The organism is Actinophytocola oryzae, from assembly GCF_004364325.1.
Lineage (GTDB): Bacteria > Actinomycetota > Actinomycetes > Mycobacteriales > Pseudonocardiaceae > Actinophytocola > Actinophytocola oryzae.
Map to the genome: position 1 here is coordinate 285,962 of NZ_SOCP01000008.1, position 14,278 is coordinate 300,239.

General features: G+C 71.6%; 13 protein-coding genes. 5 read left to right on the plus strand and 8 right to left on the minus strand.

Going from position 1 to position 14,278, the window contains the following annotated elements:
- The first annotated feature begins 6 nt into the window (after nucleotides 1-6).
- The 4 genes from CLV71_RS22935 to CLV71_RS22950 all read left to right on the plus strand — a co-directional run bounded on the left by CLV71_RS22935 (nucleotide 7) and on the right by CLV71_RS22950 (nucleotide 4,202).
- Nucleotides 7-843 (plus strand): nucleotidyltransferase family protein, encoded by an 837-nt coding sequence (locus CLV71_RS22935; protein ID WP_133904893.1) that lies wholly within the window; start codon nucleotides 7-9, stop codon nucleotides 841-843.
- Nucleotides 844-903: 60 nt separating this feature from the next.
- Nucleotides 904-2,265, plus strand: coding sequence for a hypothetical protein (locus CLV71_RS22940; protein WP_133904894.1), 1,362 nt, complete (start codon nucleotides 904-906; stop codon nucleotides 2,263-2,265).
- A gap of 78 nt (nucleotides 2,266-2,343) precedes the next feature.
- On the plus strand, nucleotides 2,344-3,300 hold the full coding sequence (locus tag CLV71_RS22945) for a penicillin-insensitive murein endopeptidase (RefSeq protein WP_243866644.1): 957 nt from the start codon (nucleotides 2,344-2,346) through the stop codon (nucleotides 3,298-3,300).
- Between the two features lie 140 nt (nucleotides 3,301-3,440).
- Entirely contained in the window at nucleotides 3,441-4,202 is a 762-nt protein-coding gene (locus CLV71_RS22950; protein ID WP_133904896.1) for a GTP pyrophosphokinase, read from the plus strand.
- 162 nt (nucleotides 4,203-4,364) lie between these two features.
- Here the strand turns inward: CLV71_RS22950 and CLV71_RS22955 are convergent, their stop codons facing one another.
- From CLV71_RS22955 to CLV71_RS22980, 6 genes are read right to left on the minus strand one after another with little or no spacing between them, the layout of a single operon-like run.
- Nucleotides 4,365-4,952, minus strand: coding sequence for a dihydrofolate reductase family protein (locus tag CLV71_RS22955; RefSeq protein ID WP_133904897.1), 588 nt, complete (start codon nucleotides 4,950-4,952; stop codon nucleotides 4,365-4,367).
- Between the two features lie 30 nt (nucleotides 4,953-4,982).
- Nucleotides 4,983-6,050 carry a DUF917 domain-containing protein gene (locus CLV71_RS22960; RefSeq protein WP_133904898.1) on the minus strand — a complete coding sequence of 356 codons (1,068 nt, stop codon included), beginning with the start codon at nucleotides 6,048-6,050 and terminating at the stop codon, nucleotides 4,983-4,985.
- Nucleotides 6,043-7,659, minus strand: coding sequence for a hydantoinase/oxoprolinase N-terminal domain-containing protein (locus CLV71_RS22965; RefSeq protein ID WP_133904899.1), 1,617 nt, complete (start codon nucleotides 7,657-7,659; stop codon nucleotides 6,043-6,045). The genes CLV71_RS22960 and CLV71_RS22965 overlap by 8 nt, the downstream gene beginning before the upstream one ends.
- Nucleotides 7,659-8,975, minus strand: coding sequence for a purine-cytosine permease family protein (locus CLV71_RS22970; RefSeq protein ID WP_133904900.1), 1,317 nt, complete (start codon nucleotides 8,973-8,975; stop codon nucleotides 7,659-7,661). The genes CLV71_RS22965 and CLV71_RS22970 overlap by 1 nt, the downstream gene beginning before the upstream one ends.
- Nucleotides 8,975-10,447, minus strand: a complete 1,473-nt coding sequence (locus CLV71_RS22975; RefSeq protein ID WP_133904901.1) for a hydantoinase/oxoprolinase N-terminal domain-containing protein — start codon at nucleotides 10,445-10,447, stop codon at nucleotides 8,975-8,977. The genes CLV71_RS22970 and CLV71_RS22975 overlap by 1 nt, the downstream gene beginning before the upstream one ends.
- Complete coding sequence (locus CLV71_RS22980) at nucleotides 10,440-11,537, minus strand: DUF917 domain-containing protein (protein ID WP_133904902.1); 1,098 nt, start codon at nucleotides 11,535-11,537, stop codon at nucleotides 10,440-10,442. The genes CLV71_RS22975 and CLV71_RS22980 overlap by 8 nt, the downstream gene beginning before the upstream one ends.
- 106 nt (nucleotides 11,538-11,643) lie before the next feature.
- Between CLV71_RS22980 and CLV71_RS22985 the strand changes: the two genes are divergently transcribed.
- Nucleotides 11,644-13,125, plus strand: a complete 1,482-nt coding sequence (locus tag CLV71_RS22985; protein ID WP_166664218.1) for a helix-turn-helix domain-containing protein — start codon at nucleotides 11,644-11,646, stop codon at nucleotides 13,123-13,125.
- 4 nt (nucleotides 13,126-13,129) lie between these two features.
- Here the strand turns inward: CLV71_RS22985 and CLV71_RS22990 are convergent, their stop codons facing one another.
- Nucleotides 13,130-13,621, minus strand: a complete 492-nt coding sequence (locus CLV71_RS22990) for a roadblock/LC7 domain-containing protein (protein WP_133904904.1) — start codon at nucleotides 13,619-13,621, stop codon at nucleotides 13,130-13,132.
- Nucleotides 13,618-13,992: a hypothetical protein gene (locus CLV71_RS22995; protein WP_133904905.1), complete on the minus strand. Its 375-nt coding sequence runs from the start codon at nucleotides 13,990-13,992 to the stop codon at nucleotides 13,618-13,620. Before CLV71_RS22995 ends, CLV71_RS22990 begins: the two co-directional genes overlap by 4 nt.
- Between the last annotated feature and the right edge of the window lie 286 nt (nucleotides 13,993-14,278).

Sequence of the window (14,278 nt, forward strand, 5' to 3'; positions counted from 1 at the left end):
TCCCCCATGCCCGGTCTACCCGTTGAGGTCGACCGAGGCGTGGGGGAGTTCCTGACCGCCGTCGACGAGCTGGCTCCCGGCCTGGTCACCGGGTTCTACCTCGTCGGATCGGTTGCCCTCGGGGACTTCCACGCCCCGGGCGCCGGGCGGTTCGGCCCGGCAAGCGACATCGACTTCGTCGCCGTGCTCGACCGGCGGGCGACGGCGGGCTCCCCGGAGCCGGCTGCGTTGGCCGCGGCGCACGCCAGGACGATGGCGGCCTTCCCCCGGCCCTTCCTCGACGGGACCGTGCTGACGTGGGACGACCTCGCGGCGGGTCCGCAGGCGTGCCCCGACGGTCCCGGCGCGCTGGGCGGGCGCTTCGCGGCGACCGGACAATTCGGTTTCGACCCGGTGACGTTCTGCGAGCTGGCCTGGCACGGGACAACCGTGCGGGGGCCTCGGCCCGCCGACCTCGACCTGTGGGCCGACCGGGACGCGCTGCGTGCGTTCACCCTCGACAACCTGCGCACCTACTGGCGGCCGTGGTGGCGGCGGCACGAGCGGTTGCGGCCGCGATCACTCGCCGCGGGACTCAGCACATGGTTCCCGGTGTGGGCGGTGCTGGGGGTGTGCAGGCTGCACCACGTGGTCGCCACCGGGACGATGACCTCGAAGACCGGCGCGGGCCGGTATGCCCGGCGGGAGTTCGAGCCCCGCTGGCAGTGCGTCATCGCCGAGAGCCTGTTCCTGCGCACCAACGGCGTGGAAGGGCGGCGGGATTACCACGACCCAGTGACCCGACGCCGCGACACTCTCGCCTTCCTGGACGCGAAGATAGAGTCCGCGCTCGCCCTTGCGTAATCGTCCTGAGTTCAAGATTAATCGCACATTTTTCGGCTTCCCTGATATTTCATGTGGATTGTGAATGTCGCACCTTTCCTGGTCGCAGCGGCGGTCGGTCTGTCCGTCGTGAGCGCGCCCGGTACGGCGGTAGCCGCCGAACCGGCCGGCCCCAACCCGTACCTTTCCTGGCCCGCCAACTCGTCCACAGTGGACCTGGCAGCGTGGCGGAAGATCATGGTGAAAGAGTCGTCGACCCGAAGATCCACAGTGGACAATTCGGCGCCGGTCGTGACCGAGACCGAGCCGGCAGGCGTACGTGGCGCCAACGACACCCCCGCCCAGGCCGAGCCGCTGCCCCGCTTCGGCACGGGCGCCCATCGGACGCCCGTCGCGCGGATCCTCGGCGGGCTCTCGCCGTCGGCGGACGCGCAGGACGTGGACGTCTACCGGCTCGACCTGCGGGCCGGGGACGTGTTCGCGGCCATGGCCACCGGCGCCGCACGCCAGGTGACGATCCTCGACCCGGCCGGAGTCCGGCGGCAGGGCTCGGCCCAGGACTTCTCCGCCCTGTACCCGGAGGCCTCGCCGCTTCCCAGGGGCGGCAACGCGATCGCCGACCACGTCGCCGCGGTCACCGGCACGCACTACCTCGCGGTGGCGGGAGACGCGGGCGACTACGAGGTGGACCTCCAGGTGCACCGGCCGCCGCTGGAGCGGGAGCGGACCCCGCAGACGGTGTTCCTCGACTTCGACGGCGCCACCGTCGACCTGGCCAGGTTCGAGATCGAGCCGAACCCGGGCGTGCGCACGCTGAGCCCGTTCTCCTCGTTCCTCGGGCAGTGGGGCCTGTCGCAGGCCGACGAGCGGGCCGTGGCACGTCAGATCGTCCGCACCGTGCGGGAAAACCTGGCAGCGGACACCGGCGGTCGCCTGGTGGTCCTCAGCTCGCTCGACCACCGGGACGTCTTCGGGCGGGAGAACGTCAGCCGCGTGGTGATCGGCGGCACGACCGAGGAGGCGGGCTTCGCCACGGTCGGCATCGCGGAGTCCATCGACCCCGGCAACTTCGCGCACGAGGAGACCGCGTTGGTGCTGCAGGACTTCCTGGCGCAGCCGGCCGGGCCCGTGGTGTCGATCAACACCTACCTGACGCCCGAGAGCGACCGGGTCGCGTTCGTCGGCACGGCCATCGGCAACGTCGTCGCCCACGAGATCGGGCACTACGTCGGCAGCTGGCACACCGACAACACCAACACCGAGCTGAACCTCATGGACGCGGGTGGCGCGGGCATCGCCGACTTCTTCGGCGTCGGCCCGGACGGCGTCGGCGGCACGGCGGACGACACCGACACCGACCTCGGCACGGACGTCTTCCGGCCGCTGGAGGGGTTCACCGGCCTGGAGGACACCGTCACCAGGACGGCGTACGGCCTGAGTTGACGCACGCGCGGTGGTCGGTGTCGTCAACTCTTGACTGAATGTCTTGTTGATTCGGCCGAGATTCACCATACTGTGGCCGTGATCACTCGCTGCCTGGTCATCGTGGCCACCCTGCTGGTCGTCCTCGCGACACCGGCCACCGCGTACACGAACGCCTTCTTCCCGACACAGAGCTCCGGCAACCGAGGGGTGGACGTGCTGGCCATCCAGCACCTGCTCACGCAGAACGGCCAGGTCGTCACCGCCGACGGCATCTTCGGCCCGGCGACCACCACGGCCGTGCGGAACTTCCAGACCGCCAGGGGCCTGGGGGTGGACGGCATCGTGGGCCCCGCGACGTGGGCCGCGCTCGCGCCGCAGATCAGCCAGGGCGCGAGCGGCTCGGCCGTGCGGGCGCTGCAGGTTGAGCTGAACGCGAAGCGGCGCCTGTCGCTGCCGGTGAACGGCGTGTTCGACGCGTCGGTGACGACCGCCGTCCGCAACTTCCAGTCACACGCCGGGATCGGCGTGGACGGCGTGGTCGGCCCGACGACGTGGAAGAACCTGGCGTGGCACTACGCCTACCCGAACATGAGCGCGGGCTTCTGCGACCAGGACCCGGACGGCAACGGCACCGCCGCGAACTGGGCCACCGGGGCCGCCGTCGGGCAGCTGGAACAGGCGGCGAGGACGTTCGCGGCCACCGGCCAGGGCCAGCTCCCGCTGGGCGACGCGGGTTTCGAGCACGGTGGTGACATCCCCGGGCACGCGAGCCACGACATCGGCATGGACATGGACGTGTGGCCCATCCGCACCGACAACGCCCAGTGCACCGCGGGCCGCATCACGTGGGAGTCGTCGACCTACGACCGCGCCGCGACCCGCACCCTGGTCCAGGCGATCCGCAACGCCGCACCCGGCCACGTCCGGCTGATCTTCTTCAACGACCCCGTCCTGATCGACGAGGGCCTGACCACCCCGTACGACAACCACGACAACCACCTGCACGTCCGCTACTGCGAGCGAGTGCACCCGAACAGCTCCTACGTCTGCTGACCCCCCCGACCGCACTGAAGGACGCCTTCGTAACGCCCGGCGTTACGAAGGCGTCCTTTCGCAGGAGACCTTCCTCACATCAGCACGCGTTACCGGAGGTCCGATCACGGGCTATTTCGCCCGATGTCACTATGGAGGTGATGAGAGCGTGGCTGCATTACCCCAACGACGGCGACCGGCCGGCCAGTGCCGTGTCGTCGGTCAGTATCGAGGACATCAGGGTCCTTCGTGGACAGTTCCTCGACTTCATGCTGGACTACAAGTTCGCGATCGACGAGATCACCACGAAGATCAATATCCTGCGTGAGGACTTCAACAACGCGAACGAGTACAACCCGATCGAGCACATCAACTCACGGTTGAAATCACCCGAGAGTGTGCTCGAGAAGGTGCAGCGCAAGAACTACCCCATGAACCTCGCCAGCATCCGTGAGAACGTGCTCGACATCGCGGGCGTCCGGGTGATCTGCAGCTTCATCTCCGACATCGTCAAGATTCGCGACATGCTGGCGGGCCAGGAGGACATCACGGTCCTCGAAGAGCGCGACTACATCACCAACCGCAAGCCGAACGGCTACCAGAGCCTTCACCTCATCGTGTCGATCCCGGTGTTCCGCTCCCACCGCACGGCCCGCATCCCGGTCGAGATCCAGATCCGCACCATCGCGATGGACTTCTGGGCGAGCCTCGAGCACAAGATCTACTACAAGTACCGGGGCGAGGTCCCGCCGAACCTCCAGGCCGAGCTGACCCAGGCCGCCGAGGCGGCGACCCGGCTCGACGAGAAGATGGAGTCCCTCCACCGCCTCGTCGACCACACCGGCCGGGACCCCCACCAGGACCCGTCCGAGACCCTCGACCTCACCGCCCTGTACGAGAGCCAGGGCCCGCCGACGCCCTAGTGCCGCGTCCAGGCGAGGAGGGCACGTTTCTCCGCGGCCCAGGCGGCCGCCGGCGGCGTTGCCGGAAAGCCCGAGTACAACCCGGTACGAGCGGCTTCCCGGCGCCTTGCCAGCGACCACCTGGATCCACGGATAAACGACCCACCCCTCCTGGACACGGCACTAGTACACGATGCGGTAGCGGAGGTGCGTGGCGTCCGGGGTGTCGACCACCCGCACGATCTCCAGCTCGAGCCGCGACGGCAGCAGGTCGAACAGCCTGCGTCCCGCCCCGAACAGGACCGGCACCTGGTGGATCTGCAGCTCGTCGAGCACACCGGCCTCGATCGCCTTCTGGGCCGTGTACGCGCCGTGCACCAGCACGTTCCGGTCCCCGGCCGCCTCCTTCGCCTGTGCCACGGCGCTTTCGATGCCGTCGGACACGTAGGTCACCAGCGGGTAGTCCGCCACGCTCGGACCCGGCGGCCGGTGGCTCGGCACGAAGATCCGCACGCCACGGCCGTGGTGGTCCCCACCCCAGTGGTCCACCTGCTCGGCGGTCCGCCGGCCGACGACCATCGCGCCGGTCGCGTTCAGGTCCGCGATCATCTCGCCTGCGGGCCCGTCGGTCCGGAAGCCCGTCCCGCCCGGCGCGACCCCCCACTCGTGCAGCCTGCCGAAGTCGTCGCCGCCCGGGTTGCCCGGGGCGTCGTTCGGCGCCGCGATGTACCCGTCGACCGACATCGACATGTCCAGCACTGACTTGGCCAAGACTCCTCCTACGGTGTGTGCGGACAGTCATTACACCTGACGGTCGGGCAGCGGCTGGTAGTCGCTCTGGTACCCGAAGTAGCGGGGCCCGACGATCTCGAGCCCCGCCGGGGTCCTCCAGCGGGGGTCACCCGGGATGCCGAGCACGGTGACCCGGTTGCCGTAGCGCATGGACTCGGTCGTGACGGGCTCGCCGGTGTCGGTCTCCAGCACGCAGATCAGGTCCGGGGTGGTGGCCACGACCTCGCCGTCGCGCTCGGCGAGGAGGTACTCGTTCTGGAACGACAGCCGCAGCTCCGTGTCCGTGCCCGCGATGGTGGCACCACCCCTCGCGAACCCACCCGTGGTCGTCCGGTGCACGTCGACGACCTTGCCGGTGGCCAGCCGGACGCCGCCGACCAGCTCGGCTACCGCGGTGGCCGGGTCCGTGTGCTCGGCTCGGGCGGTCCGCGCCGCGGCACCGAGCCGGCCCGCCAGCGTGATGGTGCCCGCGACGAGACCGTCGGCGAGCTGCCCGCCGGTCATGACCGTGTCGGCGGTGTACACCGAGCACCCCGTCGCGACGCACGCCGCGCGGGCGATGCGTTCCGCCCACAGGTTGGACACCGTCCGCAGCACCAGGGTGTTGCCCTTGTCGTCGGCGACGGCCATGGGGCTCGTGGGGATCCCGGCGAGTGTCGGCAGCACCATCTGCGCCTCGGGGAACGCACGGCCCATCGCGTCGCCGTCGACGACCGGTAGTCCGGTCTCCGCGGCAAGGGCGAGCGGGATCAGCGAGTTCATCCCGCCGATCTCGATGGGCACGAGGTGGGTCGCCTCGACACCGGTCGCCTCCTCCAGCGCACGCAGCGCCGCGAGGGTCTCCGTGCCGTTGGGGAGCTTCTCCTGGCTGACCGTCGGCGCCCCGAGCATCGCGACCGGGACCACGACCGCGTCCGGCGCGACCTCGTCGACGGTGACCAGCGTGACGGGACCGTGCCGCTCGATCGCGGTCTCGGCGAGCAGCCTGCCGATGTACGGGTCGCCTCCGCCGCCGGTGCCCAGGATCCCCGCGCCACGGGCGATGTCCGCGATCTCCTCGGTGCCGACCTCACGCACCGGGTGCCGCCACCGGCTCGCGGGACCCGACACGCCCCAGGTCGAGGTCGCCGACGGCCTTCACCCGCACGCGCGTGGCGCCGCCGGGCAGGTAGGCGAGCGGCACCTCGGTGACCTCCACGATCTCGACGCTACCGGGTCTGGCGCCCGCCGCCTCGGCCCGCTCGACCGCCTCGGCCCTGGCCTCGGCGAGCACGTGGTCACGTCTGCCGTCCGCGATCCGCACGACCCGGTCCAGCTCGCCGCCGACCTCGGCGATCGCCGCGCCGATCGCGTTGGCCACGTCGGAGTGCTCGGGGCGCCGCACGTCCGGCAGACCGGGCAGCGCGTCCGGCAGCACCACGCCACCGCCGCCGACCAGCACGACCGGGAGCGGATCGGGGGAGGTGCGCATCCGGTCCACCGCGTCGGCGACCCGCTCGTTGACCTCGGCGAGCACCGCCCGCGCCCGGTCGCCGTCGAACCGGCGGACCAGGGCGGTCATGGTGCCGATGCGGGCCTGCCCCGCCGCGACCGCGACGTCGGTCAGGGTGAGGGTGTCGCCGCCGAACACCAGTGCCTTGCTGGTCAACCCGAAGCCGACGCTGTCGGGGCCGACCGTGGTCCGGTCCGCGTCGGAGAAGCCGCGGACGAGGCTGCCGCCGCCAATGCCGAGCGAGAGCACGTCGGGCATCCGCCAGTTGACGCGGATACCCGCGATGTCGGTGATCGCCGGTGCCTCACGGGGAAAGCCGCCGACGAGCATGCCGACGTCGGTCGTCGTACCGCCGACATCGACGACCGCGCAGTCCCGCACCCCGGACAGGAAACCCGCGCCACGCATGGAGTTCGTCGGCCCGGACGCGAACGTCGCCGCGGGGAGGCGGCGGCTGTAGCCGATGTCCATCAGGGTGCCGTCGTTCTGGCTCAACAGGAGCGGCGCACCGATGCCTGCCTCGGCGAGGGCCGCGGTCAGCGCTTCGGCCAGCCGGTCGGCGAGTTCGGCGAGCGCGGCGTTCAGCACGGTCGCGTTCTCACGTTCCAACAGGCCGATCCGGCCCAGCTCGTAGGAACACGACACCCGCAGCCCGGGCACCTCCGCACGCAGGATCTCGGCGGCTTCCTGTTCCATGGTCCCGTTCACGGGCGCGAACACCGACGAGAGCGCGACCGACCGCACCCCCCTGCCCGCGATGTCGGCCGCGGCACGGCGCAACTCGTCGACGTCCAGTGTGGACAGTTCGGTGCCGTCGTACTCGTAACCACCGTGGCACAGGTAGGTGCGCCCGCCGACGGCCGCACGCAGCCGCGCGGGCCAGCCGGACAGCGGCGGGATCGCCGTGGTGGCGGGCAGTCCGAGGCGCACGACCGCGGTCGGCGTCAGGTCGCGGGCCGCCACGACGGCGTTGGTGAAGTGCGTGGTGCCGATCATCACCGCGGCGATCTCACCCGGGGTGAACCCCTCCGGCGCACCGGCCAGCAGCTCGCCGATCGCGGTGACGACACCGGCCGTGACGTCCTCGGTCGTCGGCGTCTTCACCGCGGCGAGCACCCGGACGTCGTCCTCCTGGCGGCCCGCGACCAGCACGGCGTCGGTGTTGGTGCCGCCGACGTCGATGCCGAGGCGCATCACGGGGCGGCCTCGGCGACGGAGACCTCGCGAGTACCGACCGAGAGCAGGCCGAGCTTGCCCACGACCAGGTACGCGACCCCGCCGATGACAAGGGAGTCGAGGGCGGGGATGCCGAACTGCTCCTGCTCGCTCCACCAGCCGAGCACCGCGGCGCCGACCCAGATCACCAGCGTGACCGGCACCCACGTCGGTTCGGTCGCGGGGAGCCCGCCGGTGGCGCGTGCCTCGTCGAGCGCGGGCCGCCAGCGGCGCACGAGGAAGTACTCGGCGACCATGATCCCGGCGATCGGCGGCATCGCGACGCCGAGCACGGTGAGGAAGTCGGCGAACCGGTCCAGGATGCCCGCCGCGGACAGCGCGGTGCCGACGACACCGATCGCGACCGTGGCCACGACCCGGTTCACCCGCAGCCCGAACAACGTGGACAGCGTGTTCACGAACCCGAGCGAGGAGCTGTACAGGTTCCAGTCGTTGATCTTCACCGTGGCCGCGACGAGGATGATGACACCCACCGCCCCCGAGGTGGCCGCGAAGATCGACACCACGTCGGCCTGCCTGATGGCGTAGGCGAGCACGACACCGACCAGGCCGAGCACGTACTGGCCGAGGGTGATCGAGACGACCGTCTGCTTCACGACGTCACCGGGCGTGCGGTTGAAACGTGTCATGTCGGGGGTGAGCACCGCGCCGGCGATGTAGGACCCCGCCACGATCGTCGCGCCGGTCGCGATGGACATCGGCTCGCCGAACGGTTGTGTGCCAAGGAGATCACCGAGGCTGTGGTCGGACAGCTCGCCGATGACCGACCAGCCGGCCAGCAGCAGGAACGCGGGCACGGTGACGTAGGCGACCCAGCCCATCCACCGGAACCCGTACACGACGAGCGCCGTCACCACGAGCCCGGTCACGATCGACCACGTCCACACGGGAACCCCGCCGACCAGCGAGTGCAGTCCCTCGGCGAAGATCGCGTTCTGGATGCCGAACCAGCCGATCAGGCTCGTCGCGACCACCAGGCCGATCAGCGCGGAGCCAAGGCGCCCGAAGCCGGTCCACCGCGCGAGGACCGAAGTGGACAGTCCTTCCCGGACACCGGCGATGCCCGCGAAGACAGCCACCACCTCGAGGATCACCGACCCGAGCGTCAACGACCAGAACGCGCCCCAGAACGACATCCCGGCGCCGAGTGTGGCGCCGAGCAGGAACACCGTGAGGTCGGACAGCTGCCCGAACCGCTGCACCGCGACGGTCCACCACGGGTAGCGCGCGCTGTCCGGCACGCGGTCCAGGGCGTAGTCGTCCGCACCCAGCATCAGATCCCTTTCCGTTCACCCAGCCAGGCCCCAACCGTGTGCCGAGGGGCGACCCCCGGCCGGGGCGGTCCCTCCGCGTGCGCCCGCAGCGCGACCGCGGGCTCCGAGAGGTAGCTCAGCGGCGTCTCCTCGATCACCGTCGCGCGTGCCAGCCTCGGGTCCGCGCCCGCCCGCACCGCCGCGGCCCGCGCCGCCTCGCTCACGGCCTCCCGCATCGCGGTCTCGTCACCGTCGCGCACGGGCATGACCCGTTCGGCCTCGCCGCCGACCGGCGCGGTCGCCACCCCGACCGCGGCAGCGGCGGCGGCCCAGGGCGGGCAGCGCACGCCGAGCGTGCCGGTGAGCCGGGGCGGCAGCAGGTTGGCCAGCTCCTCCGAGCCGGGACCGCCGAGCAGCAGCGGGAGGTCCGCCGGCGAGGTCTTGGCGCGGTCGACGGCTTCCGCCATCGCGCGGGCGTCGGTGCTGGGCCCGGAGCCCGCGGGCACCCTCGCGATCACCCGCAGACTGGTCGGCACACCGCCGATCGTCGTGTGACCCGGGGTCAGCCTCGGCTTGCCGCCGGTGACCGCGCACACCGAGGGCGCGTCGTCGTCCGCGCAGGTCAGCGCCACCAGCGCCTCCTGCTCGCCTGCCAGCCGGGCCGCGCCGCAGACCGTCGCCGCCGCCGCGCCGCCGTAGAGGGCGAGTGGGTGGGTGGCCGCGTAGTCGAGCGCCGCGATCGTGCCGTCGTTGCGGGCGAGGAACACCTCGGCGTGCCCGAGCCCGCGTTCGGCCAGCGACGCCGCCACCGTGGCCGCGTACCGGCCGGCCGTCACGGTCATCGCGGCCTGGAGGACCGTGGCGTTCTCGCGCTCCAGCAGGCCGGTGCCGCCGATCTCGTGGGACAGCAGGACCGGCACCGAGTCGCCGAGCTCCTTCTCCAGGATCGCCGCGGCGGCCAGCTCGTGGTCGGGGGTGAGGGTGGCGAAGACGCCGGTGACCGCGACGGCCTCGACCCGGCCCGCGACCGCCCGCGCGAAGTCGGCGACGGCCGAGGTGTCCAGTGGCTCGAGGTCGGTGCCGTCCAGCCGCGAGCCGCCCGCGACGCAGATGCTGGACAGCACGACCTGGTCGCGCAGAGCGGTGGGCCACAGCCCGAGCGGGGGCACCGAGGTGGTCGCCGCGCCGAGCCGCACCACCGCGACCGGCCCGAGCCTCGGGTCCCACGGACGCCACTTGTCCTTCTGTGGCTGGGGATGCACGACGAGCTCGTCCACCTCCCGGATGGCGAACGCCACCCGGTCGACATCCCGCACGGTGCTGTCGTCCGGCAGGAGGGCGGCCAGCACCTCGTCGAGTGCCCCGTCGGGCAGCGGCCGCGTCATCCGCTTCGTCGTGACGGCGACGATGTCGCCGTCGTCGCGGACCAGCGCGCCGGTGACGTGGTCGCGGTCCAGCGCGACGCCGAGCCGGAACCCACCCGTCTCACGCATGCGCCACCGCCAGCGGCACGTAGTCGATGGCCAGCCCGAACGCGCGCGGGCCGACGAGCCGCAGCGCGTCCGGCGTCAGCCACAGCGGCGGGCAGGGGAGCGCGAGCACCACGACACGCAGTCCGTACCGCAGCTCCCGCACCGGGACCGGCTCCCCGCTGTGCACGTCGAACACCGTGATGATGTCCGGGACCGTCGCGCGCAGCTCGCCGTCCTCGAGCACGGCGTGGTACTCGTGCCCGGCCTCCAGCCGCAGCCAGCGGCCCTCGTCGCGGTTGACGCCTTCCAACAGGACGGTGCGCCGCGAGTTCGTGGCGAGGGTCGCGGTGGCCGCGTTCTTCACCCGGTGCACCCTGGTCACCCTGCACTCCGCGAGCCGGATGCCGCCCAGCTCCTCGGCGAGCCTGCCGACGGCCGCCGTCGTCGGCGCCCCGGCGCACTCCTCGAGGACCCGGCCGATGTTCGCGGCCCTGGAGATGGACCCGAGGACCACGCTCTTCGCGGCCTGCTCGACGGTCATCACGTACTCGGAGGTCACCGAGCGGTCGCCCCACGCCGAGGACACGCTGCGTGCCAGCCGTTCGAGCCACTCGCCGGACTCCGCCTGCACGGTGACCACCCGCTCGTGCTCGTCGGCGAGTATCGACGGGCTCGCGGTGACCCCCGCGGCCTGCATCGCGACCTGCTCCACACCGGGGAACGCGCGGCCCATGGCGTCGGCGTCCAGCAGCGGCAGGCCGGCGTGGGCCGCGAACATGACCGAGCTCGGCCCGTTCAACCCGCCGACCTCGGTGCACATCAGAGCGGCGACCGGGCGGCCGAAATGTGCCTCGACCTGGCGGCGCAGGCCGACGGACTCCCTGCCGGTGCCGATGCGCTCGACGAGCACGTCCGGGGCGCCGAGGTACGCGCACGGCATCACCAGCTCGTCGGCGGGCAGCTCGTCGGGGCGCACGACCCGCACCGGGCCGTGCTGGGCTACGGCGTACCTGGCCAGCGGCAACACGTGTCCGGCAGGCCCGCCGCCACCCGCGCCCAGCACGTCGCACCCCCGGGCGAACGCGGGGAGGTTGGCCTGGTCGAACTCCATCGCGCCAGCCTAGTAGGCTGGTCACTCAGCGTGCTTAGCTTCGCACAATAGGAATCGGGCCGTGTTTATCGCGCAACCACAAACGGGGACGGTCAGCGTCCAGGAGTTGTTGTCCGCGCCCGGTCTGGCGTCGCTCACACTGCTCGCGGGGGACCCGGCCAGGGACGTGCGCTCGGTGCGTGTCGTCGCGGAGCAGCGCACGTTGCGTGAGCTGACGTCGGGTGAGCTGGCGGTCGTGCTGCCGACCGTGTTCCTCGACGCCCAGGGCCACCAGTTCGACGTGGCCCTGCGTGACACCGCGGCGACCGGCGCCGCGGCGGTGGTGCTGACCGGCGTCGAGGCCGAGGCGGTCGAGCCGACCGCGCGGCGGATCGCCGACCGCCACGCGCTCGCGCTGCTCACCGCCCCGCCCGGCACCGAGCCGACCCAGCTCGTGATCGCCGTGGCGCGACTGCTCGGCGGCGACGCGAGCATCGCGCTGGCCCGCGTCGACGACGCCCGGCAGCGCATCGCGTCGAGCGACTCACCCTCGGCGATCCTGGCCGCCACGGCCCAGACCCTCGCCACCGAGGTCACCGTCCGGGCACCCGACCACGGCGAGCCCGCCGCGCTCGTCGAGGTGGACGGCCTGGCCGACGGCTACGTCACGGCCACAGTGCCCGCGCGGGCGTCGGGTGCCTGGGTGATCGCGGCCCGTGCCGTGGTGCGGCTGGCGGCGGACGCCTACGCCCGGGCGCTCGCGGAACATCGGCGGACCGACCTCGCGCCCATCCACGACCGGGGCCGCCTGCTCGGTGAGCTGCTGCTCGCCCCGGAGTCCGAGCGCGCCCCGCTCGTGGCGCGGGCCAGGACGCTCGGCGTCGCGGTCGACGGCTGGCACCAGGTGCTGCGGTTCGAGCTGTCCTCGTCGCTTGCCGAGACCGCCGGCCGGGAACAGGCCACCACGGCCCAGCTGGACGCGGTCGGCGACACGGCGCTGGACGCCGTCCGCGCGGGCGGGACGGCGGAGGACGGCTGGCACGGCACCCGCATCGGCGGCGACGTGCTGCTGGTCCGCACCACGAGCACCAACCCGGGTCAGGCCGCCGCCCGTACCGCCTACCAGGCCGCGACCGCCGCACTCGACGCCGCGCGGGAACGGTTTCCCGGCCTGGTGGTCCGCTGCGGGATCGGCGGCGCGCACCGCAGGGCAGCCGGTCTGCGCACGTCGGCGACGGACGCCAGGGCCGCACTCGCCGCGACGCGCCAGTCCATGCCCCCGAGGGAGATCGTCGCGATCGACGCTCTCGGCCTGAACCCCATGCTGGTCGAGTGGTACGCCTCCGACACCACCCGCGCCTCGGTCGACGACCTGTTGGCTCCGCTGGCCGAGCTGGGCCACCAGGCCGCCGAGGACGCCATCCGCACCCTGCAGTCCTACCTCGACCACCAGAGCTCACCGGCCAAGGCGGCCAAGGACCTCAACGTCCACCCGCAGACGATCACCTACCGCCTGCGCAAGATCACCACGCTGCTCCACGTCGACTTCAACGACCCGGAGCAACGCCTCGCACTGCAACTCGCCTGCCGCGCCTGGCTGATGCGCTGAGCCCTCACTGACGGGTGTCGAGCGCCCACTGCTCGTTGATCGTCTGCTGCAGGAGGAACAACGCGTTGCGCGCCGCGATGTTGAACAGCCCCATGGTCGTGTCCTTCCTGCCGAACACGACCAGCAGCACCCTCGGGGCCACCGGGAAGACGGCGACGTGGCCGGAGTCACCCTCGAACAGCGAGGCCGACGCCTCACCGACGTTGGCCTGGTCGGTGAACTGGGAGCCGATACTGGCCGCGGCGGCCGCCATGGCCGCGACCGTGTCGAGGTGCACCGCGTCCGTGTCGGCGGCCAGGACCAGCCCGTCCGTGCTCGCCAGCAGCATGCCGGAGACGTTGGCCTCCTGGCCGCTCACGCTGTGGAGCGCGTCCTCCACGATCTGCTGAGTGCTGGGGCGCCGCCGGGCGGTGGGGAGTCCTCCCCACCGCCCGTCCTCCGCGGAGCCACGCCGTGGCAACGGTGACGGCCACTCGGAGTCCTGCGGCTGGCTCATACCGACAGGTCACCCTCGATGCGCCGGAGGTTGTGACGGGCCAGGGCCAGGTTCGCACGACTGCGGTCGAGCACCAGGTAGAGGAACAGTGAGGGGCCGCTGCCGCCGCCGTCGTCGATCAGCCGGATCAGGTGGTACTGGCGGTTGAGCGTGATGAGGATGTCCTCGATGGAGTCGTTCAGGGCCAGAGCGGCCATCACCCGCATCTTGGACCGCACCACCTCGGTGTTACCGGCGGCTGCGACCTCCAGGTCGAGCCAGTCGCCGCCACCCAGCGTGCCGAGCGACATGCCGCTCTCGAAGTCGACCAGTGCGACGCCGACGGCGCCGTCGATGGCCATGGCCTCCTTGAGTGCGGTTTCGATATTCATTCCGCCGGTTCTCCTTCTAACCACGAACTCTCTCCCTTTTTCGCGTGCTGCATTTCGCGCAGGCAAACGGCTGAATGGTCGAAGACAACCGTGGTAATCACGAGTTTCACCCGCCCGCGCGGACACTCTAGGCGCCTCTACCAGCCGAGTACATACCCTCTTCGCCTGAGTAACTGGTCAGACACAGGGGTGCGCTGAGCAGCCATTTGCGTCCTGCATGGTGCACACGTAGCGCCCGACAAGGGGGCCTACGGCCAGTGCTCACACCTTCACCGACAGACGCAGA